Source organism: Streptomyces sp. NPDC055287, from assembly GCF_053646035.1.
The window spans coordinates 201660-226314 of the sequence record NZ_JBSHNE010000001.1 but is presented as its reverse complement, the minus strand read 5'-3'; the positions used below and the strand labels follow the sequence as shown (position 1 = coordinate 226314).

The following is a 24655-nucleotide window of genomic DNA, read 5'->3' as shown; positions in this document are numbered from 1 at the left end:
AGGCACATTCGGGCGGCATCGCGCCGCGACTGGTTTTCGCAGGTCACCCACGCCTTCGAGGACGAGTGCAGGTCAGGCGTTCGCTCGTACAGATACCCTTTACACGTGACCGACGCCCAAGAGACCGCAGCAGAGCCAGACCTGCGAAGCCCCGGGGGCGCTCCCCCGGACGATGACGTCGAGACGGCGCCGATTCCCTTGTTGGAGCCTCGCGAGGGCATTCCGCCGGTGGTGGCGACGCAAGAAGCCCTCGACGAGGTCGTCGCGGCTTTCGCCCGTGGCACCGGCCCCGTGGCCGTCGACGCCGAGCGCGCGTCGGGCTACCGGTACGGGCAGCGGGCCTACCTCGTACAGCTGCGCCGCGAAGGCGCGGGCAGCGCGCTGATCGACCCGGTCGGCTGCCCCGACCTCTCCGGCCTGGGCGAAGCCCTCGCCGGCAGCGAGTGGATCCTCCACGCCGCGACGCAGGATCTTCCGTGCCTGCGCGAAATAGGCATGGTGCCCACGCGGCTCTTCGACACCGAGCTGGCGGGCCGGCTCGCGGGCTTCCCGCGCGTCGGCCTCGGCGCGATGGTCGAGTCCGTCCTCGGCTACGCCCTGGAGAAGGGCCACTCCGCGGTCGACTGGTCCACCCGCCCGCTCCCCGAGCCCTGGCTGCGTTACGCCGCGCTCGACGTGGAGCTGCTCGTCGACCTGCGGGACGCGCTGGAGAAGGAGCTCGACCGGCAGGGGAAGCTCGAGTGGGCCCGTCAGGAGTTCGACGCGATCGCGTCGGCCCCGCCCGCGCCGCCCCGCAAGGACCCGTGGCGCCGTACGTCGGGGATGCACAAGGTGCGCCGCCGGCGGCAGATGGCGATCGTGCGGGAGCTGTGGAACGCCCGGGACCGGATCGCCCAGCGGCGTGACGTGTCGCCCGGCAAGGTGCTGAGCGACACCGCGATCGTCGAAGCGGCGCTGGCCGTGCCGCTGGACGTTCAGGCGCTGTCCGTGCTGCCCGGCTTCGGCCACCGCATGGGGCGCCGGCAGCTGGAGCAGTGGCAGGCGACGGTCGACCGCGCCAAGGCGCTGCCGGACTCGGAGCTTCCGCAGCCCGGAGCGGCCGTGACCGGCCCGCCTCCGCCACGTTCCTGGGCGGACAAGGACCCGGCGGCGGCGGCTCGCCTGTCGGCCGCGCGGGCGGCTGTCTCCGCGCTCGCGGAGGAGCTGAACATGCCCCAGGAGAACCTGATCACGCCGGACACCGTGCGCCGGGTCTGCTGGGAGCCGCCGAAGGACGCGACGCAGGAGGCGGTGGCGGCCGCGCTGGCGTCGTACGGCGCACGTCAGTGGCAGGTGGAGCTGGTCTCGCCGCTGCTGACCAAGGCGCTGACGGTCACCGCCGCGACCTGACCGCGGCCGCCCGGTCCCCTCGGACACAAGCCCCCGGCCGTCTTCGGCCGGGGGCTTCGACGTGTGACGTTCGCCGCTCCCGCCGTGGGGGGTGGGCAGCTTGGTTACCCGCAAGTAGCATGGCAGTACGCAGCACGCCCCCGCGTCGTGCCGCAGGGTGTGTCCGGCCTGTCTCCGCGGACACCGCGGAGGCGAACCGGACACACCCCAAGTGCAGCAGTGCCACCCCGCACCCTGGAGGAGAGCCAATCGTGCCTCGTACCGTCAGGGATGTCGTCTTCGTCGACGGCGTCCGCACCCCGTTCGGCAAGGCGGGCCCGAAGGGCATCTACCACGAGACCCGCGCCGACGATCTCGTCGTGAAGGCCATCCGGGAGCTGCTGCGCCGCAACCCCGGCCTCGACCCCGCGAAGATCGACGAGGTCGCCATCGCCGCGACCACGCAGATCGGTGACCAGGGCCTGACTCTCGGCCGTACGGCCGGCATCCTCGCCGGTCTGCCGCAGTCCGTCCCGGGCTACTCCATCGACCGCATGTGCGCCGGCGCGCTGACCTCCGTCACCTCGCTGGCCGGTTCGATCGCCTTCGGCGCGTACGACGCCGTCATCGCCGGTGGCGTCGAGCACATGGGCCGCCACCCCATGGGCGAGGGCGTCGACCCGAACCCGCGCTTCGTGTCGGAGAAGCTCGTCGACGAGTCCGCCCTGTTCATGGGCATGACCGCCGAGAACCTGCACGACCGCTACCCCAGCATCACCAAGCAGCGCACCGACGAGTACGCCGTGCGCTCGCAGGAGAAGGCCGCCAAGGCGTACGCCGACGGCAAGATCCAGCGCGACCTGGTGCCGGTCTCGGTGCGCCGCACCAACGCCGACGTCGGCGAGACGGGCTGGGGCCTGGTCACGGCGGACGAGCCGATGCGTCCGGGCACCACGCTGGAGTCGCTGGCGAACCTGAAGACGCCGTTCCGCGTCCACGGCAACGTCACCGCCGGTAACGCGGCCGGTCTCAACGACGGCGCCACCGCATCGATCCTCGCCTCCGAGGAGTTCGCCCGCGAGAACGACCTCCCGGTGAAGATGCGCCTCGTCTCGTACGCCTTCGCCGGCGTGGAGCCCGAGGTCATGGGTTACGGCCCGATCCCGGCGACCGAGAAGGCCCTCGCCAAGGCCGGTCTGTCGATCGAGGACATCAACCTCTTCGAGATCAACGAGGCGTTCGCCGTCCAGGTCCTCGCGTTCCTGGAGCACTACGGCATCGCCGACGACGACGCCCGCGTCAACCAGTACGGCGGCGCGATCGCCTACGGTCACCCGCTGGCCTCCTCCGGTGTGCGTCTGATGACGCAGCTGGCCCGCCAGTTCGAGGAGCAGCCGGAGGTCCGCTACGGCCTCACCACGATGTGCGTCGGCTTCGGCATGGGCGCCACCGTGATCTGGGAGAACCCGAACCACAAGGACGCCGGAGGCAGCAAGTGAGCACCACCGAAGAGCTTTTGAAGGGTGCGGCCGAGCTGTTCCCCGACGAGGTCGTCACCAGCGCCCACGTACGGCACTTCGACCTGCCCGCGGCCGCGGGCCGGTTCGCGCTGATCACGCTGGACAACGGCTTCGACCACACCAAGCCGACCACCTTCGGCCCGCAGTCCCTGGCGAACCTGAACACCGCCATCGACCAGGTCGAGAAGGAGGCCGCCGAGGGCTCCATCGTCGGTGTCGGCCTCACCGGCAAGCCGTTCATCTTCGCGGTCGGCGCCGACCTCAAGGGCGTCGAGCTGCTGAAGCGGCACGAGGACGCGCTGGCGATCGGCAAGGGCGGCCACGACGTCTTCCGCCGTCTGTCCGGGCTCGCTGTCCCGACCTTCGCCTACTACAACGGCGCGGCGATGGGCGGCGGCGTGGAGGCCGGCCTGCACTGCACGTACCGCACGGTCTCGGCCGCGCTCCCCGCGTTCTCGCTGCCCGAGGTCTTCCTCGGCCTGGTTCCGGGCTGGGGCGGCTGCGCACTGCTGCCGAACCTGATCGGCGCCGACCGAGCGGTTTCGGTCATCATCGAGAACTCGCTCAACCAGAACAAGCAGCTCAAGGGCAAGCAGGTCTACGAGCTCGGGATCGCCGACGCGATCTTCGAGGGCGCGGACTTCCTGGAGCAGTCGCTGATCTGGACCGCTTCCGTGCTGCGCGGCGAGCTTCAGGTCGTACGGCCGGAGATCGACCGCGGCGAGGCCTGGGACCAGGCCGTCGCGCGCGGCAAGGCTGTCGCGGACTCCAAGGTGCACGGCGCGGCCCCGGCGGCGTACCGCGCGCTGGAGATCATCGCGGCGGCGAAGGACGGCGACCTGAGCGCCGGCTTCGACGCCGAGGACACCGCGCTGGCGGACCTGATCATGGGCGGCGAGCTGCGCAGCGGCATCTACGCCTTCAACCTGGTCCAGAAGCGCGCCAAGCGCCCGGCCGGTGCGCCGGACAAGTCGCTGGCGCGTCCGGTCACCAAGGTGGGCGTCGTCGGCGCCGGCCTGATGGCCTCGCAGCTGGCGCTGCTCTTCCTGCGCCGCCTCGAGGTGCCGGTCGTCCTGACCGACATCGACCAGGAGCGCGTCGACAAGGGTGTGGGCTACGTCCACGCCGAGATCGACAAGCTGCTCGGCAAGCGCCGCATCAACCAGGACAAGGCCAACCGTCTCAAGGGCCTGGTCTCCGGTGTGCTGGACAAGGCCGAGGGCTTCTCCGACGCCGACTTCATCATCGAGGCCGTCTTCGAGGAGATGGGCGTCAAGCAGCAGGTGTTCGCGGAGGTCGAGGCGGTCGCCCCGGCGCACGCGATCCTCGCCACCAACACCTCCTCGCTGTCGGTCTCCGAGATGGCGTCGAAGCTGAAGCACCCCGAGCGGGTCGTCGGCTTCCACTTCTTCAATCCGGTCGCGATCCTCCCGCTCCTGGAGATCGTGCGTGGCGAGCAGACCGACGACGCCTCGCTGGCCACGGCCTTCGGTGTCGCGCGCAAGCTCAAGAAGACCGCTGTGCTCTGCAAGGACGCCCCGGCGTTCGTGGTGAACCGCATCCTCACCCGCTTCATGGGCGAGATCCAGAACACCATCGACGAGGGCACCCCGGTCGAGGTCGCCGAGAAGGCCGTCGAGCCCCTCGGTCTGCCGATGTCCCCGCTGGTGCTGCTCGAGCTGGTCGGCCCGGCCATCGGTCTGCACGTCTCGGAGACCCTGAACCGCGCCTTCCCGGAGCGCTTCACGGTGTCGCCGAACCTGGCGGCCGTGGTGAAGGCCGGCAAGCGCGGCTTCTACGTGTACGACTCGGGCAAGCCCGAGCTGGACCCCGAGGTCGCCGCTCTCCTCAAGCAGGGCGACACCGTCCTGACGGAGGAGCAGGTCCGTACCCGCGTCATGGAGGCCGTGGCGCAGGAGATCGGCCTGATGCTGCAGGAGGGTGTCGTCGCCGAGGCGCAGGACGTCGACCTCTGCCTGATCACCGGCGCCGGCTGGCCCTTCCACCTCGGCGGCATCACGCCGTACCTGGACCGTGAGGGCTACTCGGAGCGCGTGAACGGCAAGAAGTTCCTGGAGCAGGGCGTGGCGAGCGTCCCCGCGTAACCCACTGCCGTACGCAGCCGAGCCCGGTGCACCGAAAGGTGCGCCGGGCTCGGCTCGTCGTGGGGCCGCGGGTCAGGCGCGGGCCCAGGCCGCCAGGGCCAGGCCCTCCTCCTCCGGCTTCTGACGGGCCACGTACAGCGCGCCGTCGCGGCCGATGACCGCGAGGACCACGCGGCCCGTCGCGTCGACCGCCAGGGCCGGTGCGCCCACGCATTCCTCACCCGTCGCGGTCCACCACACACCGTCGCCCTCGGCGTGCGTCACGCAGGCCGCCAGCACGGGCCTGCCGTCGCTGCCGCGGTGGGCGAGGACCGTGCAGTCGTGGCCACCGATCCCGCTGCGCAGGGCGGCGACAGGGCTGTCCGCGGGCGTACCGGACAGGGGGATGGTGTCCCCGCCGGGGCGGTGGGCGGTGATGCCCTTGGAGTCGGGCTCGGTCCAGTAGTACGTGACGTCGTCGTCGGCGGTCTCCAGGCCGGTGACGGTGCGGACCGCCGGGGTCAGCGGGATGTCCTCGGCCTGCGTCAGGTCGCCGCCCGGCTTCTCCTGGGTCCAGCGCAGCGTCCTGCCCTCGGCCGGGACCAGCAGCTCCACCGTGCCGGACGACCTGGCCACCGCCGTGGGGCTGTCGTGGGCCTTGCTGCCCTTCAGGTCCTTCCAGCCCTCCCACTTGCCGTTGGCGGCCTGACGGCGCATCTGGATGCCGCGACCCGCGTTGCGTACGAAGACGTGCACCGAGCCCGCCGTGTTGACGGTGGCGGCCGGGATACCGGCCTTGAGGCCGCGCTCGGCCGTCTTGTACGGGTTGCCGAGGGAGTGCCAGGCGGTCAGCGGGCGGCCGCTCTGGTACTGGATCGCGTGCACGTAGTCGACGGCCTCGCCCTTCCTGCGCCGGCCGATGAAGTGGACGTAGCCGTCGGGTCCCTGGGCGAGTGCGAGGTGCTCGATCCCGGGGGCCGGGAAGAACTGCGGGCCCGTCCATCCCGGGCCGCCCGGGGCGGTCTCCGTCCAGCGCAGCAGCCCGCCGTCGGTGGGGGCGTAGGCCGTGAGCCGGTCGTCCTTGCCGCGCAGCAGCCAGCGGCTGGTCGCCGGGCCGGTCGCGGGCGGGGGGCCCGACGGGGACGGGGAAATCCGCTCGGTATTACGCGCGCTCCGCGGCCTCATGGCGTCAGGCCAACCTTCTGTACATCGGCTTTTCAAGTCTCCGGGATATCGAACAAGCATAGCGTTTTGCCTGGTGGCGACTGCCCCGCCGGGTCACGCTCATGCTATGAGGATGGTATGAGAACTCTGGTCGTCGTGGACGCTGCCAATGTCGTCGGATCCGTGCCCGACGGCTGGTGGCGCGACCGTCGCGCTGCCGCGGAACGCCTGCGCGACCACCTCAAGGTGTACGCCGAGAACGGCCTCCCTGGCCACCCCGGTCCCCTCACTGTGGTCCTCGTCGTCGAGGGCGCCGCCCGTGACCTCCCTTCCGTGCCCGGCGTACGGGTCGAGTCCGCGCCCGGCAGCGGCGACGACCGCATCGTCGAGGTGGTCGTCGAGGAGACCGCCGAGGTCGGGAGCATCCTCGTCGTCACCGCCGACCGGGAGCTCAGGCGGCGCGTGGAGGCGTACGGCGCCCGGTGCGCGGGGCCGCGGACGGTCCGGCCTCAGCCGGGCGGCCCGGACGGCGCGGCAGGGGAACGTACGTAGAGCACCGCTCCGTCGACCGTCGTCAGCTCCTCGTACTCGCCGGCCAGCAGTCTGCGCAGCGTAGGCACCCGCTCGGGCGCGAAGGGCTTCCCGCGTGAGTCGTCGACGATCAGGGCTGGGGGGCTTGCCGCCACTTCGGTGCGGAAGACGGGCCAGGCGCCCGCCATCGCGTACTTCTCGCCGACCTGGGGGCCGTTGCGGCCGCCGCTGTAGTTGGTGAGGAGGCCGGCCGTGAGGTAGCGGCTGGCGGGCGCGCGGTCCGCCAGCCAGTACGCCTCGGGGTGTATCCCCCAGACCAGAACGCGGTCCTGAGGTTCCGTCCGTACCTTCACCGCCTTCGCGACCTTCTGCACGTGCGCCAGTTCGGGCCGGGGCGCCAGCAGCCCCCACGACAGGAAAAGCGCGCACGTGCCCGCCGAGGCGAGGAAGGCCCTGGTCGTCCAGCGCGCCGGGAGGATCTGGAGCGCGCCCGTGGCCAGCAGGGCGATGGGCGGCATGAGCTGGAGGTAGTAGTGGCCGAAGAAGTGGAATCCCAGGATCACCGCGACCGCCGCCGTGAGGAGCCACAGCCACAGGTCGGCCGCGCCGGTCCTGGCGACGCGCAGGGCCCGCAGGACTGGGGGAATGAGCCCGGCGCAGGCGAAGGCCAGGATCAGCGTGTTCGCCAAGGCCCGGAAGAGAACGTGCAGTTCGGAGCCGGTGAATGAGGCGTACGCCCCCGAGCCGGTGACCGTCCAGAAGAGGAAGCGGTGCGGCCCGGTGAGCAGCGCGGCGTACAGAACGGGCAGGCAGAAGCCGAAGGCCGTACGGAACAGGGCACTTCGGACCGGGGCGTTCTGCCACAGCAGCCACAGGACCGGGGCGAGGACGGCGCCGCCCGTCTGCTTCGTCAGGAACGCCGCCGCGACCGCCACGCCCGCGCCGCACCACCGGCCACGGTCCGCGCACCAGACCGCCGCCACCGTGAACGGCAGTATGAAGACCTCGAAGGTCGCCGCCTGCGCGTCCTCGGGGTTGAGCCCGATGGAGACGAGCAGGTAGAGCGCTCCCGCCGTGCGGCCCGCCGCGTCGCCCCAGCGACGGCGGGCGACGGAGGCGAGCAGGGCCGCGGTGAGCAGCTGGGCGGCGGCCGCGCAGAGCTGGAGGGGCAGCAGCGATTCGTCGCCGAAGAGCGCGAAGGCGCTCTCGTAGAGCCAGGGCAGCAGCGGCGGTTTGCGGTCCACGACCGTGTCGTAGAGCACTCCCCCGTCGGCCAGCATCCTTGCCTGGACGGCGAGATAGCCCTCGTCCGGGTTCCACAGGGGGTGGCGGAAGGAGGGCAGGCGGGTGAGGAGCGCCAGCAGCGCCAGGGCGGGCAGCAGGCTTCGCCAGTACGGGGGCGCGGCGGGCCGGGCGCCGGTGGCAGGCCTCGGACGGGGCAGCACCGGCGCGGACACGGACGGTGGCAGGATCGGCGGCCGCGTGAGCATGCGTGCCAAGCTATCCGGCTCCGCAGTCCGCACCGAAGCGGGACATACGGAGCCGGGGCCGGGCCTGAGAAACCGGGTTGGCCGAAAGTGGCCGCACCGTTCTCGGTCCGGGGTTCCTAGTACTTGGCGGCGTCGCCGAGGCGGCCGAGGCGGCTGTGGCGGCGGCCGTACACGAAGTACACGACGAAGCCCACCGCCATCCAGATGCCGAACCGCAGCCACGTCTCGGCCGGCAGATTGAGCATCAGCCAGAGCGAGGCGGCCACGGAGAGGATCGGGACCAGCGGCACCCACGGGGTGCGGAAGGCGCGGTGCAGGTCGGGCCGGGTCCGGCGCAGGACGATCACGCCGAGGGCTACGACGACGAACGCGAAGAGCGTGCCGATGTTCACCAGCGTCGCGAGCTCTTCGAGGCTGGTGAACCCTGCGATGATCGCGATGACCACGCCGAGCAGGATGGTCGGGCGGTACGGCGTGCGGAACTTCGGGTGCGTGACGGAGAAGAACCGCGGGAGCAGTCCGTCGCGGCTCATGGCGAAGAACACCCGGGTCTGCCCGAGGAGCAGGATCATGCACACCGTGGTCAGGCCGACCGCGGCGCCGAAGCTGATGGTGCCCGCGTAGAAGGGATGCCCGGTGGCCTTGAAGGCGTCGGCGAGCGGGGCGCTCACCGACAGCTCGCTGTAGTGCTGCATGCCGGTCACCACGAGCGACACGGCGACGTACAGCACGGTGCAGATCAGGAGCGAGCCGAGGATGCCGCGCGGCATGTCCCGCTGCGGGAGTTTGGTCTCCTCGGCCGCGGTGGCCACGACGTCGAAGCCGATGAAGGCGAAGAAGACGACCGAGGCTGCGGTGAAGATGCCCATGACGCCGAAGTTGGTGGGCTCGTAACCGAACAGCAGCTGGACCATCGGCGCGTCCCAGCCCGAGCCGGCGGGCTGCTCCACGGCGTCGGGGATGAAGGGCGAGTAGTTGTCGGCCTTGATGAAGAACGAGCCCGCGATGATCACGATCAGGACCACGGTCACCTTGATGGCGACGACGACCGCGGTGACCCGCGCGGACAGCTTCACGCCGATCACCAGGATGGCCGTGAGCAGCAGCACCAGGACGAAGGCAAGCAGGTCGAAGCCGAAGCCGTCCGTCGCGTCGGGGCCGGAGAGCGCTCCGGGCATGTCCCAGCCGATGTTGCTCATCAGCGAGCGGACGTAGCCGGACCAGCCGACCGCCACCACCGCCGTGCCCAGCGCGAATTCCAGGACCAGGTCCCACCCGATGGTCCAGGCGACCAGCTCGCCGAGGGAGGCGTACGAGAAGGTGTACGCCGAGCCGGCCACCGGGACGGTGGAGGCGAACTCGGCGTAACAGAGGGCCGCCAGGGCGCAGACGACGCCTGCGGCGACGAAGGCGAGGGCGGTGGCGGGGCCCGCCGTCTCCTTGGCCACCTTGCCCGTGAGGACGAAGATGCCGGTGCCGATGATGACACCGACTCCGAAGACCGTCAGATCCAGCGCGGAGAGGGATTTCTTGAGCTCGTGCTCCGGCTCCTCCGTGTCGCGGATCGACTGTTCGACCGTCTTCGTCCGGAACATGCCCTCTTTGACTGGTCCTGGGTCGTGCTGCGTACTCACCGGCGTACCTCCGACTGTCGGCTGTCGCCCAACCTTGAAGTGAGCGAGTTTCAGTCATGATCGTGAGTGAACCGGTCAGTCCCCACGAGGACCGCCGCCCGGTTTCACTCGATGGGAGGCACGGACCGGTATGCGTACTGGCCCTGCGAGTTGACCCTTTTGGCGGAACGAAACGAGGAAGCCCGCCCGGAGCGTGTGCTCCGGGCGGGCTTCCTCTCCGTACGTGGCGGGGCGTCAGTCGCGCGCGGCCTCGGCCGGCGCGTCCTCCAGACGGCCGTCCAGCTTGGCGACCAGACCCGTCACCTGGCGGGCGATGTCCGGGGCCGTCAGACCGATCTCGGCCATGACCTCCTTGCGGGAGGCGTGGTCGAGGAAGCGCGACGGGATGCCGAAGTCGCGCAGCGGTACGTCGACCCCCGCGTCCCGCAGCGCCTGGGCGATCGCGGAGCCGACACCGCCGGCGCGGCTGTTGTCCTCGACCGTGACGACGACGCGGTGCTGCTCGGCGAGCGGGGCGAGCGCCTCGTCGACCGGCTTGACCCAGCGGGGGTCGACGACGGTCGTGGTGATGCCCTGCTTGTCGAGGAGACCGGCGATCTCCAGGCACATCGGCGCGAGGGCGCCGACGGAGACGAGGAGTACGTCCGGCCGGTCCGCGCCCGCGTCGGCGTTGCGCAGGACGTCCATGCCGCCGACCTTGCCGACGGCCTTGACCGCCGGGCCGACCGCGCCCTTGGAGAAGCGGACGACGGTGGGCGCGTCGTCGACCTGGACTGCCTCGCGCAGCTGCGCGCGGACCTGGTCGGCGTCGCGCGGGGCGGCGATCCGCAGCGTCGGTACGCACTGCAGGATCGACATGTCCCACATGCCGTTGTGCGAGGCGCCGTCGGTGCCGGTGACGCCCGCGCGGTCCAGGACGAAGGTGACGCCGCACTTGTGCAGGGCGACGTCCATCAGGACCTGGTCGAAGGCCCGGTTGAGGAAGGTCGCGTACACGGCGAACACGGGGTGCAGGCCGCCGGTGGCCAGGCCGGCCGCGGAGACAGCACCGTGCTGCTCGGCGATCCCGACGTCGTACACCCGGTCGGGGAAGGCCTTCGCGAAGCGGTCGAGACCGACCGGCTGGAGCATGGCGGCGGTGATCGCGACGATGTCCTCGCGCTCCTTGCCGAGCTTGACCATCTCCTCACCGAACACCGAGGTCCAGTCGACGCCCGAGGAGGCGATCGGCAGGCCGGTGTCGGGGTGGATCTTGCCGACGGCGTGGAAGCGGTCCGCCTCGTCGGCGAGGGCCGGCTGGTAGCCGCGGCCCTTCTCGGTGAGGCAGTGCACGATGACGGGGCCGCCGAAGCGCTTGGCGCGCTGGAGGGCGGACTCCAGGGCCTCGATGTCGTGGCCGTCGATCGGGCCGACGTACTTCAGGCCGAGGTCCTCGAACATGCCCTGCGGGGCGATGAAGTCCTTGAGGCCCTTCTTCGCGCCGTGCAGCGTCTCGTAGAGCGGCTTCCCGACGACGGGTGTGCGCTCCAGGATGTCCTTGCCGCGGGCGAGGAATCGCTCGTACCCGTCGGTGGTGCGCAGGGTGGCGAGGTGGTTCGCGAGGCCGCCGATGGTCGGGGCGTACGAGCGCTCGTTGTCGTTGACGACGATGACGAGCGGGCGGTCCTTGGCGACGGCGATGTTGTTCAGCGCCTCCCAGGCCATGCCGCCGGTGAGCGCGCCGTCACCGATGACGGCGACGACGTGGTGGTCCTCCTTCTTGAGGACCTCGTTGGCCTTGGCGAGGCCGTCCGCCCAGCCGAGGACGGTCGAGGCGTGCGAGTTCTCGATGACGTCGTGCTCGGACTCGGCGCGCGAGGGGTAGCCGGACAGGCCGCCCTTCATCTTCAGCTTCGTGAAGTCCTGGCGGCCGGTGAGCAGCTTGTGCACGTAGCTCTGGTGGCCGGTGTCGAAGAGGACCTTGTCCTTCGGCGACTCGAAGACACGGTGCAGAGCGATCGTCAGCTCGACCACACCGAGATTGGGCCCCAGGTGTCCGCCGGTCTTGGAGACCTCGTCCACGAGAAATGTCCGGATCTCGGCGGCCAGCCGGTCCAGCTGCTCCGGGGTGAGCCCGTCCAGATCGCGCGGTCCCGTAATGCGGGTCAGCAGCGCCACCCGTGCCTCCTTGCAGTTGAACTGTCTGCTTGCCGGTCTGTCGAGTCTAATGTTCCGCTCGCGACTGTAGACATCGGGCGGCCATTGCGCCGTGCGTCCTGCGTCACGCGCGGGCATGCGGAAGCGCGCCGGGCGTGCGCACAGCCGTGCCCGGCACCGGATTTCCGGTGCCGGGCACGACGGGGCTGTGCGGTCAGGCGCGGCCCGCGGTCTTCTGCGTCTTTCGGGTGACGGAGTCGATCACGACCGTCGCCAGGAGGACACCACCGGTGATCATGTACTGGATCGGGGTGGCGATGCCTTCGAGGGCCAGACCGTACTGGATCGAGACGATCACCATGACGCCGAGCAGCGCGTTCCAGGTCCGGCCACGGCCGCCGAAGAGGCTGGTGCCACCGATGACGGCCGCGGCGATGACGTTCATCAGCAGGTCGCCGGCGCCGGCGCTCTGGTTGGCCGCGGCGATCTTGGAGGCCCAGAACAGGCCACCGACGGCCGCGAACGTACCGGCGATCGCGAAGACCGAGATGCGGATCGCGGTGACGTTGATACCGGCCCGGCGGGACGCCTCGACGCTGCCGCCGAGGGCGAAGATCTTGCGGCCGTACGCGGTGCGCCGGAGCACGAAGTCCGTGACGACCAGCACGACCAGGAAGAGGACCAGTGCCAGCGGCAGGCCCTTGTACTGGTTGAACATGATCGCGGCGGCGAAGGCGATCACGGCGAGCAGCGCCGTGCGCAGCACGGTGTCGACGAGCGGCCGGGACGGGATGCCTGCGGCCTCACGGCGACGGTTGTCGAAGAAGGACGAGAGGAAGAATCCGGCCACCGCGAGGGCGGCCAGGCCGTAGGCGGCGGCCACGTCGGAGAAGTAGTAGGTGGTCAGCTGGCCGACCACACCGTCACTGTCCAGGTTGATGGTGCCCTGGTCGCCGAGGAGCTGGAGCATGAAGCCGAGCCAGAAGAGCAGGCCGGCCAGAGTGACGGCGAACGCCGGGGCGCCGACCCGTGCGAAGAAGAAGCCGTGCAGCGCGCCCATGGCCGCGCCGCTGACGATCGCGACGAGCACGGCGAGCCACTCGTTCATGCCGTGCGTGACGCTCAGTACGGCGACGATGGCGCCGGACACACCGCTGACCGAGCCGACCGACAGGTCGATCTCGCCGAGCAGCAGCACGAAGATGATGCCGACGGCCATCATGCCGGTGGCGACCATCGTCACGGCGATGTTGCTGAGGTTCTGCGCCGACAGGAAGTTCGAGTTCAGACCCTGGAAGATCGCGCAGATGAGGATCAGACCGATGACCACGGGGATGGAGCCCAGGTCACCGGCGTGCAGCTTGCGCTTGAACTCGGAGATGTAACCGCCGAAGCCGCGCTCGCGGACGAGCAGCCGGGGGTCGACGACGGTGACCGCGTCGTGGGCCGCCTCGGGGTTCTCGACGACGGAGCCGTCGCCGGGGGTGGAGGACTTGTCGATGCTCACTTCTGAGCCTCCCCGTTGCGCGCCGCACGGCGGGTCACGGCGTTGTCCGTGGCACCGGTGATGGCGGAGATGATCTCTTCCTGCGAGGTGGTCTTGACGTCGAAGACGCCGTTGTTCCGGCCCAGCCGGAGCACTGCCACCTTGTCCGCGACGGCCTTGACGTCCGCCATGTTGTGGCTGATGAGGATCACCGCGTGACCGCGCTCACGGAGCCGCTCGACGAGGTCGAGGACCTGAGCGGTCTGCTCGACGCCGAGGGCCGCGGTGGGCTCGTCGAGGATGACGAGCTTCGGCTCGCCGAGCATCGAGCGGGCGATGGCCACGGTCTGGCGCTGACCGCCGGAGAGCGAGGCGATCGGGATGCGCACGCTCGGGATGCGGATCGACAGCGTGGTGAGCAGTTCGAGGGCGCGGCGCTCCATCTCGACCTCGTTGAGGATGCCGCGCTTGCGGATCTCCCGGCCGAGGTAGAGGTTGCCGACGACATCGATGTTGTCGCACAGCGCGAGGTCCTGATAGACGGTCGCGATGCCCAGGTTCTGGGCGTCGTGCGGCCGGTTGATCCGGACGGTGCTGCCTTCCCACTCGATGACGCCGTCATCGATGGGGTGCACGCCGGCGATCGTCTTGACCAGCGTGGACTTTCCGGCGCCGTTGTCTCCCACCAGGGCGACCACTTCACCGGCGTGGACCTCAAGCTCTACGTCGGTGAGCGCCTGAACGGCACCGAATCGCTTGGAGACCCCGCGCAACGCCAGCACGGGCGTAGCGGACACGTAAACCATCTCCTTCGCCGCCTGACCGGCGGGATGCCGCGCCCGGGAGGAGGGCGCGACGGTTGAGCAGAAGCGAACAGAGGGGGAGAAGCGTTTCTGTCCGGCGCCTCGCCCGATAGCGGGGGCTGAGAGGGGGCGGGGCGCCGGACAGGCTTCAGGGGAGGTAAGACCTGGGGCCTTACTTCAGACCGATCTTGTCGCAAGCAGCCTTGTACTTCGGCGTGCAGATCTCGGCGACCGTGTAGACGCCGTCCTTGACGACGGTGTCCTTGATGTTGTCCTTGGTCAGCGAGACGACCGGGACCAGGACGGACGGGATGCCCTTGTTGGTCGGGCTGTCCGCCTTCTCCTTGGCGATGGAGTCGAGCTTCTCTCCACGGGCGAGGGCCACTGCCATCTCGGCCGCGGCGGCGGCCTCCGGGGCGTAGGGCTTGTAGACGCTCATGAACTGCTCACCCGCGACGATCCGCTGCACGCCGGCGAGCTCGGCGTCCTGACCGGTGACCGGCGGGAGCTTGCTGAAGCCACCGGACTTGAGGGCGGTGATGATGCCGCCCGCCATGCCGTCGTTGGCCGAGTAGACGCCGATGATCTTGTCCTTGCCAAGGGCCGAGATCGCGGCCTCCATGTTGGCGTTGGCGTTCTCCGGCTTCCACTCCTTGGTGTCGTACGACTTGCCGATGTTCACGTTGCCCTTGAGCTCGGCGAGCGCGCCCTTCTTGAACAGCGCGGCGTTCGGGTCGGTGATCGCGCCGTTCATCATGACGATCTGGCCGTCCTTGGCCTTGTCGCCAAGGGCCTCGACGAGGGCCTTGCCCTGGACGTGACCGACCTCTTCGTTGTCGAAGGAGGTGTACGCGTCGATCGGGCCCTCGGCGAGACGGTCGAAGGCGACGACCGGGATGCCCTCGTCCTTGGCCTTCTTCACGCCGCCCGCGATGGCCTTGGAGTCCACCGCGTCCACGATGAGCGCGTCCACCTTGTTGGTGATCATCGTGTCGATCTGCTGCGTCTGGGTGGTGGCGTCCTGCTTGGCGTTGGCGTAGACGAGCTCCGCCTTGCCGTTGGTGAGCTCGCTGATCTTCTTCTCGATCAGCGGCTTGTCGAACTTCTCGTAACGCGCGGTCTGGTTCTCCGGCAGGAGAAGGCCGATCTTGAGGTTGTCGCCCTTCTTGGCGCCGGTCTCCTCCGCGGAGTCACCCGACTCTTCGGCGCTGCCACAGGCGGCGAGTGAGACAGCCATCGCGGTGGCGGCCACGGCCACGGCGGCACGACGCATACGCGTGTTCATTTCTTGGAACCTCCCTGACGAGGCCGCGTCGTTGCGGCCGAGGTGGCTGGAAGTCAACTCGGCCCCGCTGCCAGCGTCAAGGAGTAAATCCTTAACGAGATGACAACGGTGCCATTCGTTATCTAAGTGAAGACGGTGCGCTCTCGGGCACCGCACTGTCGAGAAGGGTCGAATCGCCCATTTCGCTGAGCGCGAGGGCCAGGGCGCCCAGCACTTCGGCCCTTCCGCCGAGCGCGCCCGGAGCCACCGAGAGCTGTCTGGCGGCGCTGGGGATGGCGTACCGGGAGACGGACTCGCGGATGGGTCCGAGTACTAGTTCTCCAGCCTCCGCCAGGTCGCCTCCAAGCACCACCCGACTGGGGTTGAGCAGGTTGCAGAGGCTCGCCACACCGCTTCCGATGTGGCGGCCCACGTCGCCGATCACGCGTCGGCAGCCCGGGTCCCCCTCGCGCGCCAGCTGCACCACGCGCTCCATGGTCAGATCGGCGCCGTGACTGGACTGGAGCAGGGGCAGGACGTACCGGGCGGCCGTGAAGGTCTCCAGGCAGCCGCGGTTGCCGCAGCGGCAGACCGGACCCGATTCGTCGAGCGTGATGTGCCCGATCTCGCCGGCCGTACCGCCCGGGCCCCGGTAGATCTGGCCGCTGATCACCAGGCCGGCGCCGACACCGCTCGCGACCTTGATGTACGCCAGGTCCTTGACCCCGCGTCCGCTGCCCCAGACCAGCTCGCCGAGCGCACCCAGGTTGGCGTCGTTGTCGACGTACACCGGCACGCCGAGGCGCCCGGACAGCTCCTCGCTGGGGTTGATGCCCTTCCAGCCCGGCAGGATGGACGTCGAGCCGAGCGTGCCGGACTCCACGTCGATCGGGCCGGGGACACCGAGTCCAATGCCGATCACCTTGTCCTGGCTGATGCCGCTCGCCGCGACCAGCCGCTTGACCAGCTGTTCCGCCCGGTCGAAGCCCTCGGCGGCCGAGCCGTCCACATCCAGCGGTTCGGCCTCTTCGGCGAGCACCTGGTGCGCCAGGTTGCCGACGGCGACGCGCAGGTGCGTATGACCGAAATCGACGCCGATGACGATGCCGGCGTCGCCGCTGAGTGCGACGCTGCGCGCCCTGCGGCCGCCCGCGGAGGTCGGGGTGACCTCGACCGTCCCGCCGTCCTTCAGCTCGCGCACGATATTGGAGACCGTGGCTGCCGAGAGCCCAGTGGCCCTGGCGATCTCTGCCTGGGTGAGCGAGCCCGCCATCCGTACGGCTCGTACGACTCGCTCAAGATTGGCCCGGTGCAGTGACGTCTGCGACCCCGGAGTCTCCATTGACTCTCCTCTTTCTCCAACATGTGAACTCTAAGATGAGCCTTTCGCCTTGCTCCCCGTCAAGACCTTGAGCCGGGCCAGAGGGCCCGCGGCACGCGAAACCGCCCGTCGGCAGGACGCCGGCGGGCGGTTCGGACGGCAGGCGGGCAGGCCGCCCGTGGCGCTACTTCACGGCGCCCGCGGTCAGGCCCGAGACGACCTGGCGCTGGAAGATGATGTACGCCGCGAGGACGGGCAGCATGGCCATCACCAGGCCGGCGAAGAGCCCCGACCAGTCGCCCTTGTAGCCCTGGCTGGTCGCGAGCTCGACCAGCCCCTGCGAGAGCACCCGGTTGTCGGGGTCGTTGTTGAGCACCGTCGGCAGCATGTACTGGTTCCACTGCCCCAGGAAGTTGAAGATGCCGACGCTGATGAGGCCGGGCTTGGCCATCGGCAGCATCACCTGGAAGAAGGTCCGGGTGTGCGAGGCGCCGTCGATCATCGCCGCTTCCGCCACGGAGCTCGGCAGCGTACGGAAGAAGGAGGTGAGGAAGAAGACGGTGAAGGGCAGCGAGTACGCGATGTAGACGAGGATCAGGCCCGGAAGCGTCTCCAGCATCCCCATGTTCTTCAGCACGTAGAACAGCGGCACCAGGGCCAGCATGATCGGGAAGCTCATGCCTCCGACGAAGAGGAAGTAGATGAAGCGGTTGCCGGGGAAATCGAAGCGCGCGAGGACGTACGCCGCCATGGAGCCGAGCAGCAGCGTGCCGACGAGCGAGCCGCCCACCACGATGACCGTGTTGAGGAAGTAGTCGCTCATGTGCGCTTCGGACCAGGCGCGCGACCAGTTCTCGAAGTGCAGCCGGTCCGGAAGTGAGAACGGCGACTCGAAGATCGACGCGTCGTCCTTGAAGGACGTCATCACCGCCCAGAGCAGTGGCATGACCACCATGAAGGCCCAGAGGACGAGGACGCCGTGCGAGAAGACATTGAGCGTACTGCCGGTCACGTCCTTCTTCGGCTTCGCCGGGGACGGGGCGCCGGGCGTCTTCGAAACGGGCGGGCGGTCCTCGGTGACGCCCGCGGGCGGGGTGTCAGTGGTCTTCATCAGAACTCCAGCCGCTCACGCCGGCCCACGCGCATCACCAGGGCCGCGAGGGCCAGGGTGATGACGAGCAGGGCCACACCGATCGTTGTCGCATAGCCTGCCTGGCCGTCCCGGAACGCCGTCTGGTAGACGTACAGGACCAGGACGGTCGTCGAGTAGTCGGGTCCGCCGGGGCCCACCGTCATGATCTGGACGACGGCGAAGGACTCCGCGCCGAGCGCGAGGATTCCCATGTAGACCCAGCCCGACTGCACGGTGTCCCAGAGCAGCGGGATGGTGATCCTGAAGAACGTGGTGAACCGGCTCGCGCCGTCCAGCAGGGCGGCCTCGTAGAAGTCCTTGGGAATGGACGCCATGCCCGCCGAGAAGAGCACCACGAAGAATCCCACGGTGCTCCAGACGAGCACCGCCATGACCGCCCACAGGGCGGTGTCCGGGTCGCCCAGCCACTGCGGCTGGACGCTGTCGAGGCCGATCGCCCGCAGCAGCCCGTTGACCGCGCCCTCGTTCGGGTTGTACGCGAAGGTGAAGAGAACCGCGACAATGGCGATCGAGAGCACCTGCGGGAAGAAATACGCGATCTTGTAGAAGCCCGAGCCCCGGACTCCCGAGATAGCGGCGCCCTTCCGGCGCCGGCCGCCGACATTGAGCATGAAGGCGAAGAAGAGTGCGAGGCCGAGCGTCACCAGCGGGAGCAACAGCGCGAACAGCAGGCTGTGGCCCAGGGAATCCCAGAAGATCTGGTCTTCCAGCATTCTGCTGTAGTTGTCGAAGCCGACCATCTTGAAGTCCGGGCTCAGGCCGGTCCAGTCCGTGAACGAGTAGTAGATGGACTGGATGAACGGCCAGATGACGAAGATTGCGTACAACGCCAATGGGGCCGCCAAAAACCCCACGATGAACCGGTACTTGCCGTGTTGCATGGTTACCGACCCCGATCTTCCGGCGTGTGCCGCCGCTGGTGACGCTTGCTCACTGGTGCTTGTAGTGCTTGATGGACTGGTCCTTGGCCGCCGCGTCGGCGAAGCCCTGGATCTTCTTGATGGTCTCCGCCGGGGTCGCTCGGCCGGCCATCATCTCGCCCAGACCGGCGACACCGATCTGCTCCTTCTGGAGCTTCACGTACCAGTCCTGCAGGCGCGGGTTCACCACGTTCTCGCCGGCCTTCTCCAGGGCCGCGCTGGCGGACTTCAGACCCGGGGTCAGCTCGATGCCCTCGGTGCCGCCGTTGAGGGCGGTGAGGGACTTCACGCTCTGGGTGAAGTTCTTCGACGAGGCCTCGCTGAGCATGATGCGCAGCTGCTCCATGCCACCGTCAGGGTTCTTCGCCGACTTGGGGACGACGAACGGCTCGCCGCCGGAGGCCCAGATGGTGCCGAAGGGCATCGCGTCCGAGCTGTCGAGGCCGGACGGCGCGCCCACGGCGAGCTTGAAGTCGGCCGGCATCGTCTTGGACGCCTCGTTCTCCACCCATGAACCGTTAGGGATGAAGAGCGCCTTGCCCTTGGTCCAGGCGGTCTGCGACTGGATGTGGTCGATGCCAGGGGTGCCCTTGAGGATGTAGCCCTTCTTGTAGAGCTCGTAGTACGCCTCGAACGCGGCCTTCACGGCCGGGTCGGACCAGGCGTTCGGCTCCAGGTTGTCGATCTTGTCGAGGACCTCGCGGCCACCGATCTTGGCGATGAACGGGTAGAGCGAGAACGGCAGGTAGTACGGGTGCTTGCCCGCGTACGTCCAGCCGGCGATGCCCTTCTTCTTCGCCTTCGCGCACAGCGCGAGCATGTCGTCCCAGTTCTCCGGGTACGTCGCGTCGAGCTTCTCCAGCGCGGTCTCGGAGTACCAGACGCCGTAGACCGTGTACGCGTAGTACATGATCCAGACGGGGTCGCCGTCGAACTGGCCCATCTCGACGATGCCGGGCCGCAGTGTGTCGCGGACCTTCTTGCTCGGGTCGTCGACGGACGCGGCGTCCAGCAGCGGGGTGAGGTCGGTGAGCTGCTTCTTGCCGACCAGGACACCCATGTCCATCTGCTCGGCGCCCGAGTTGTCGATGAGGTCCGGGGGCGTGCCGCCGTTGAACCTCGGCTGCAGCTGCGACCTGATCTTCTGCGTGGAAGAGAACTTGATCTTCGCCTTGGGGTACGTCTTCTGATAGACGGCCTTGGCGTCCTCTGCGTACTTCGTACCGAACCCGCCGTCGAAAATAACGATTTCGAGCGGCGCGCTCTCATTGACGCCCAGCGGGTTCTTCTCGGTCTTCTTGCCCTTGTCGACCTTGTCGTCGCCGCCGCTGTCGCCGCTCGCGCAGGCCGACAGGAAGCTCATCGTCGGAACAGCGATCAGGCCGAGTGCGGCCGACCGCTTGATCAGATCGCGACGGCCAAGGCCCTCATTGTTGTGGGCGGAGGTGGATCCCATGCTCAAGTCCTCGCCTTCTCCAGGACTCAGGCGGTGTACCGGTCGCCCGTACTTATCGCCTAGGCGAAGGGCCCCGCCACCGCAGTCAAATGACGCTGGGTCGTGCTGAGTTGCAGAAGATACGGACACAGCGTCCGGCAACCGTCACGCGGCCTCCCGCACTGTTCCCCGTCCCCCTGGTCCACTGCCGCAAAGCGGTGTTGCGGACGCCGACAGGTATAGTCCACTTCCGGTCGAGTGAGCAAGATCGAAAGCAAGTTTGGACGGCAAGCTTTCCCGAGTTGAGACCTCGCAGATATCTGGAACGCGCACGTAGTCGTCCATGCGGCTCCGCAAACACGGCGCGTCCGCTTCGCCTCCCCCTCCCCATACAACACCCTTGACACCATCGGTGACTTGGCTCCCTACTGGACCCCGTTGCACCGCTCATGACAACGTTGTCCAAGGGGAGGAACAGCCCGGGATGCAGTACAGACCTCGGTACGCGCAAGGCCCCACCGCGGCCGCCGTCGCGGCGACCGCCCTCCTGCTCGTCGTCACGGCCCCCTCGGCGGCCGTCGCGCAGCCCCATCGGCCGGCGCCGGCGGGACAGACCTTCAGCTCCTCCTTCGAGGCGGACGAACCCCAGCCGGACTGGCGCAATACGGTGGAAGTCGCACCCGGCGGCGAGAAGCGCGCCTCGGGGGTCGACGGCGGGTACAGCTCCGGAATTCCGGGCAATGTGACCGACCGGGTCGTCGACCTGCGCGCCGGCGGCGAGAACACCGGCGGCGGCGAGACCAAGGAGAACCTCGTCGATGTCCAGCCCGCCACCAAGTGGCTGACCTTCGAGCCGGCTTCCTGGATCGAGTTCGATCTGGACGAAGCAGTCAAGGTCGTGACATACGCCCTCACTTCCGCCAATGACCACGCCGAGCGCGACCCGAAGGAATGGACGCTCAAGGCTTCCACGGACGGCAAGGAGTGGAAGGTCCTGGACTCGCGCGAGGGTCAGACCTTCGCCAAACGGTTCGAGACCAGGAGTTACTCCTTCGAGAACACGACGGCGTACGCGCACTACCGGCTCGAGATCACCCGCAACAACGGCGCCTCGGACGCCACCCAGCTCGCGGACGTTCAGTTCTCGAACGGTGACACGTCCACGCCCGCGCCGGACGACATGCGCAGCCAGGTCGACCGCGGGCCCTCGGGGTCCCCCACCGCCAAGGCGGGCGCGGGCTTCACCGGCAAGCGCGCGCTGCGGTACGCCGGCACGCACAAGCCGCAGGGCCGGGCGTACTCGTACAACAAGGTCTTCGACGTCGACACGCTCGTCACGCGGAACACCGAGCTGTCGTACCGGATCTTCCCGGCGCTGCCGGAGACCGACCTCAACTACCCGGCCACCAACGTGTCGGTCGACCTGGCCTTCACCGACGGCACCTATCTGAGTGACCTGCGCGCCGTCGACCAGCACGGCGCGGCCCTGTCCCCGCAGGGCCAGGGCGCGTCCAAGACGCTGTACGTCAACCAGTGGAACCACAAGGCGTCGCGGATCGGCGCGGTCGCGGCCGACAAGACCGTCGACCGCGTCCTGGTGGCGTACGACTCCCCCAAGGGCCCCGCGAAGTTCGGCGGCTGGGTCGACGACATCACCATCGCCCCGAAGGCCCCTGAGAAGCGTCTCGCGCACTTCTCCGACTACGTGTCGACCACACGCGGCACCCACTCCAGCGGCGCCTTCTCGCGTGGTAACAACATCCCCGCCACGGCCGTCCCGCACGGGTTCAACTTCTGGACGCCGGTGACCAACGCGGCCTCCACCAGCTGGCTGTACGACTACGCCCGCGCCAACAACAGCGACAACCTCCCCACCATCCAGGCGTTCAGCGCGAGCCACGAGCCGAGCCCGTGGATGGGCGACCGGCAGACGTTCCAGCTGATGCCGTCCGCCGTGGCGGGCACCCCGGACGCCGGACGCAAGACGCGCGCCCTGCCGTTCCGCCACGAGAAGGAGACGGCGAAGCCGCACGAGTACGGCGTCACCTTCGAGAACGGCCTCAGGGCCGAGCTGACCCCGACCGACCACGCGGCGATGATGCGGTTCACCTATCCCGGTGACGACGCGAGCGTGATATTCGACAACGTGTCGAACGACGGCGGCCTCACCCTCGACCCGGCCACCCGCTCCTTCACCGGCTTCTCCGACGTCAAGAGCGGCCTGTCCACGGGCGCCACCAGGCTCTTCGTGCACGGCGTCTTCGACGCGCCGGTCACCGAGGGCGGCAAGCTCAGCGGCGGCGGGGGCGACGACGTGACCGGCTATCTGCGCTTCCGGCCGGGCGCCGACCGCCAGGTGACCCTGCGGCTGGCGACCTCACTCATCAGTGTGGACCAGGCGAAGAAGAACCTCGCCGACGAGATCCCGGCCGGCACGCCCTTCGAGGGGATCAAGGACCGGGCCCGGGACGCGTGGGACGACATCCTCGGCCGGGTGGAGGTCGAGGGCGCGAGCCGCGACCAGCTGACGACGCTCTACTCGAGCCTCTACCGGCTGTACCTGTATCCCAACTCCGGCTTCGAGAACACCGGCACCAAGGCCCGCCCCAAGCAGCAGTACGCGAGCCCCTTCTCCAAGCAGCCGGGCCCCGACACCCCCACCCACACCGGCGCGAAGATCGTCGACGGCGAGGTGTACGTCAACAACGGGTTCTGGGACACCTACCGGACGACCTGGCCGGCGTACTCCTTCCTCACCCCCAAGAAGGCCGGCAAGCTCGTCGACGGCTTCGTCCAGCAGTACAAGGACGGCGGCTGGATCTCCCGCTGGTCCTCTCCCGGTTACGCCGACCTGATGACCGGCACCAGCTCCGACGTCGCGTTCGCCGACGCGTACGTCAAGGGCGTCGGCTTCGACGCGGAGGCGGCGTACGAGGCGGCCGTCAAGAACGCCACCGTCGTGCCGCCCTTCTCGGGCGTGGGCCGCAAGGGCATGAAGACCTCCCCGTTCCTCGGGTACGCCTCCACCGAGACCCACGAGGGCCTCTCCTGGTCCCTGGAGGGTTACCTGAACGACTACGGCCTCGCGAAGATGGGCGACGCCCTCTACGCGAAGACGAAGAAGGCGCGTTACAAGGAGGAGTCGGCGTACTTCCTCAACCGCGCCCGCAACTACGTCAAGCTCTTCGACGAGAAGGCCGGCTTCTTCCAGGGCCGCGACCTCAAGGGCGACTGGCGCGTCCCGTCCGACACCTTCGACCCGCGCGTGTGGGGCTACGACTACACCGAGACCAACGGCTGGGGCTACGCCTTCACCGCGCCCCAGGACTCCCGCGGCCTCGCCAACCTCTACGGCGGCCGCACCGGCCTCGGCGACAAGCTCGACCGGTACTTCTCCACCCCGGAGACGGCGGACCCCGAGTTCGCCGGCTCGTACGGCGGCGTCATCCACGAGATGACGGAGGCGCGTGACGTACGGATGGGCATGTACGGGCACAGCAACCAGGTCGCCCATCACGCGACGTACATGTACAACGCGGCCGGCCGGCCCTGGAAGACGCAGGAGAAGGTCCGCGAGGTCCTCTCCCGCCTCTACACCGGCAGCGAGATCGGTCAGGGCTACCACGGCGACGAGGACAACGGCGAGCAGTCCGCCTGGTACCTCTTCTCCTCGCTCGGCTTCTATCCGCTGGTCATGGGCAGCGGCGAGTACGCGATCGGCTCGCCGCTCTTCACGAAGACGACCGTCCATCTGGAGAACGGCCGCGACCTGGTGGTCAGGGCCCCGAAGAACAGCGCGAAGAACATCTACGTCCAGGGCCTCAAGGTCAACGGCAAGCCCTGGAAGTCCACCGCGCTCCCGCACAGCGTGCTCGCGCGCGGCGGAACGCTGGAGTTCGACATGGGTCCCGAGCCCTCGTCGTGGGGTACGGGCAAGAACGCCGCACCCGTCTCCATCACCCGGGACGACAAGGTGCCGGCGCCACGCGGCGACGCGATCACCGGCTCGGGCCCGCTCTTCGACAACTCCTCCGAGACGGCGGGCGGCTTCACCTCGGCCGAGCTTCCGGTGGGCGCGCCGGTGCGGGCGCTCCAGTACACCCTCACCTCGGCGGACCGCACGAAGGCACCCGCCGACTGGGTGCTCCAGGGCTCCGGCGACGGCGAGAAGTGGACGGACGTGGACAAGCGGTCGGGTGAGTCCTTTACCTGGGACCACCAGACCAGGGCCTTCACCGCGGCCGATCCGGGGACGTACCGCCGCTACCGGCTGGTGAGCGGCGGCGGAGAGGCGACGCTGGCGGAGGTGGAGCTGCTGTCCTGACGCGCGCGTCAAGCGGTACACG

Annotated in this window: 16 protein-coding genes; 5 read left to right on the top strand and 11 right to left on the bottom strand. The window is 69.0% G+C overall.

The window, feature by feature from the left end; translation table 11 throughout:
* Positions 1–105 precede the first annotated feature (105 nt).
* The 3 genes from ACWIHY_RS00950 (at position 106) to ACWIHY_RS00940 (ending at position 4993) form a co-directional block, all read left to right on the top strand.
* Complete coding sequence (locus ACWIHY_RS00950) at positions 106–1389, top strand: HRDC domain-containing protein (protein ID WP_454373409.1); 1284 nt, start codon at positions 106–108, stop codon at positions 1387–1389.
* A gap of 251 nt (positions 1390–1640) precedes the next feature.
* Positions 1641–2867, top strand: a complete 1227-nt coding sequence (locus tag ACWIHY_RS00945; RefSeq protein ID WP_454373408.1) for a thiolase family protein — start codon at positions 1641–1643, stop codon at positions 2865–2867.
* Positions 2864–4993, top strand: coding sequence for a 3-hydroxyacyl-CoA dehydrogenase NAD-binding domain-containing protein (locus ACWIHY_RS00940; protein ID WP_454373407.1), 2130 nt, complete (start codon positions 2864–2866; stop codon positions 4991–4993). Before ACWIHY_RS00945 ends, ACWIHY_RS00940 begins: the two co-directional genes overlap by 4 nt.
* 72 nt (positions 4994–5065) lie before the next feature.
* Here the strand turns inward: ACWIHY_RS00940 and ACWIHY_RS00935 are convergent, their stop codons facing one another.
* Entirely contained in the window at positions 5066–6157 is a 1092-nt protein-coding gene (locus tag ACWIHY_RS00935) for a hypothetical protein (RefSeq protein ID WP_454373406.1), read from the bottom strand.
* 117 nt (positions 6158–6274) lie between these two features.
* Between ACWIHY_RS00935 and ACWIHY_RS00930 the strand changes: the two genes are divergently transcribed.
* Positions 6275–6688: an NTP pyrophosphohydrolase gene (locus ACWIHY_RS00930; RefSeq protein ID WP_454373405.1), complete on the top strand. Its 414-nt coding sequence runs from the start codon at positions 6275–6277 to the stop codon at positions 6686–6688.
* Here ACWIHY_RS00930 and ACWIHY_RS00925 read toward each other — a convergent pair.
* From ACWIHY_RS00925 to ngcE, 10 genes are all read right to left on the bottom strand, one after another.
* Positions 6646–8157 carry an ArnT family glycosyltransferase gene (locus ACWIHY_RS00925; protein WP_454373404.1) on the bottom strand — a complete coding sequence of 504 codons (1512 nt, stop codon included), beginning with the start codon at positions 8155–8157 and terminating at the stop codon, positions 6646–6648. The two genes, ACWIHY_RS00930 and ACWIHY_RS00925, sit on opposite strands and share 43 nt — an antisense overlap.
* Positions 8158–8273: 116 nt before the next feature.
* Positions 8274–9752 carry an amino acid permease gene (locus ACWIHY_RS00920; protein WP_454373403.1) on the bottom strand — a complete coding sequence of 493 codons (1479 nt, stop codon included), beginning with the start codon at positions 9750–9752 and terminating at the stop codon, positions 8274–8276.
* Between the two features lie 273 nt (positions 9753–10025).
* Positions 10026–11948 (bottom strand): 1-deoxy-D-xylulose-5-phosphate synthase, encoded by a 1923-nt coding sequence (gene dxs, locus ACWIHY_RS00915; RefSeq protein ID WP_454373402.1) that lies wholly within the window; start codon positions 11946–11948, stop codon positions 10026–10028.
* A gap of 193 nt (positions 11949–12141) precedes the next feature.
* Positions 12142–13434, bottom strand: a complete 1293-nt coding sequence (locus ACWIHY_RS00910; protein ID WP_454373401.1) for a sugar ABC transporter permease — start codon at positions 13432–13434, stop codon at positions 12142–12144.
* The gene (locus ACWIHY_RS00905; RefSeq protein ID WP_454373400.1) at positions 13431–14219 is read right to left on the bottom strand and encodes an ATP-binding cassette domain-containing protein; all 789 of its coding nucleotides are present in this window, start codon (positions 14217–14219) and stop codon (positions 13431–13433) included. The genes ACWIHY_RS00910 and ACWIHY_RS00905 overlap by 4 nt, the downstream gene beginning before the upstream one ends.
* 169 nt (positions 14220–14388) lie before the next feature.
* Positions 14389–15501 carry a substrate-binding domain-containing protein gene (locus ACWIHY_RS00900; RefSeq protein WP_454373399.1) on the bottom strand — a complete coding sequence of 371 codons (1113 nt, stop codon included), beginning with the start codon at positions 15499–15501 and terminating at the stop codon, positions 14389–14391.
* A gap of 118 nt (positions 15502–15619) precedes the next feature.
* Positions 15620–16822, bottom strand: coding sequence for an ROK family transcriptional regulator (locus ACWIHY_RS00895; RefSeq protein WP_454373398.1), 1203 nt, complete (start codon positions 16820–16822; stop codon positions 15620–15622).
* 163 nt (positions 16823–16985) lie between these two features.
* A complete protein-coding gene (locus ACWIHY_RS00890) occupies positions 16986–17912 on the bottom strand; it encodes a carbohydrate ABC transporter permease (RefSeq protein ID WP_454373397.1) in 927 nt (308 codons plus the stop codon).
* Positions 17912–18835: a carbohydrate ABC transporter permease gene (locus ACWIHY_RS00885; RefSeq protein ID WP_454373396.1), complete on the bottom strand. Its 924-nt coding sequence runs from the start codon at positions 18833–18835 to the stop codon at positions 17912–17914. Before ACWIHY_RS00885 ends, ACWIHY_RS00890 begins: the two co-directional genes overlap by 1 nt.
* A gap of 49 nt (positions 18836–18884) precedes the next feature.
* Positions 18885–20330 carry an N-acetylglucosamine/diacetylchitobiose ABC transporter substrate-binding protein gene (ngcE, locus tag ACWIHY_RS00880; protein WP_454373395.1) on the bottom strand — a complete coding sequence of 482 codons (1446 nt, stop codon included), beginning with the start codon at positions 20328–20330 and terminating at the stop codon, positions 18885–18887.
* Positions 20331–20793: 463 nt separating this feature from the next.
* Here ngcE and ACWIHY_RS00875 point away from each other — a divergent pair, with 463 nt between their 5' ends.
* Positions 20794–24633 (top strand): GH92 family glycosyl hydrolase, encoded by a 3840-nt coding sequence (locus ACWIHY_RS00875; protein WP_454373394.1) that lies wholly within the window; start codon positions 20794–20796, stop codon positions 24631–24633.
* The last annotated feature ends 22 nt before the right edge of the window (positions 24634–24655 follow it).

What these genes read in the sequence shown, in the direction of transcription:
- ACWIHY_RS00935 (WP_454373406.1), bottom strand. Translation starts at nt 6,157, where the DNA reads ATGAGGCCGCGGAGCGCGCGTAATACCGAGCGGATTTCCCCGTCCCCG.
- ACWIHY_RS00930 (WP_454373405.1), top strand. Translation starts at nt 6,275, where the DNA reads ATGAGAACTCTGGTCGTCGTGGACGCTGCCAATGTCGTCGGATCCGTG.
- ACWIHY_RS00925 (WP_454373404.1), bottom strand. Translation starts at nt 8,157, where the DNA reads ATGCTCACGCGGCCGCCGATCCTGCCACCGTCCGTGTCCGCGCCGGTG.
- ACWIHY_RS00920 (WP_454373403.1), bottom strand. Translation starts at nt 9,752, where the DNA reads ATGTTCCGGACGAAGACGGTCGAACAGTCGATCCGCGACACGGAGGAG.
- ACWIHY_RS00905 (WP_454373400.1), bottom strand. Translation starts at nt 14,219, where the DNA reads ATGGTTTACGTGTCCGCTACGCCCGTGCTGGCGTTGCGCGGGGTCTCC.
- ACWIHY_RS00900 (WP_454373399.1), bottom strand. Translation starts at nt 15,501, where the DNA reads ATGAACACGCGTATGCGTCGTGCCGCCGTGGCCGTGGCCGCCACCGCG.
- ACWIHY_RS00895 (WP_454373398.1), bottom strand. Translation starts at nt 16,822, where the DNA reads ATGGAGACTCCGGGGTCGCAGACGTCACTGCACCGGGCCAATCTTGAG.
- ACWIHY_RS00890 (WP_454373397.1), bottom strand. Translation starts at nt 17,912, where the DNA reads ATGAAGACCACTGACACCCCGCCCGCGGGCGTCACCGAGGACCGCCCG.
- ACWIHY_RS00885 (WP_454373396.1), bottom strand. Translation starts at nt 18,835, where the DNA reads ATGCAACACGGCAAGTACCGGTTCATCGTGGGGTTTTTGGCGGCCCCA.
- ngcE (WP_454373395.1), bottom strand. Translation starts at nt 20,330, where the DNA reads ATGGGATCCACCTCCGCCCACAACAATGAGGGCCTTGGCCGTCGCGAT.
- ACWIHY_RS00875 (WP_454373394.1), top strand. Translation starts at nt 20,794, where the DNA reads ATGCAGTACAGACCTCGGTACGCGCAAGGCCCCACCGCGGCCGCCGTC.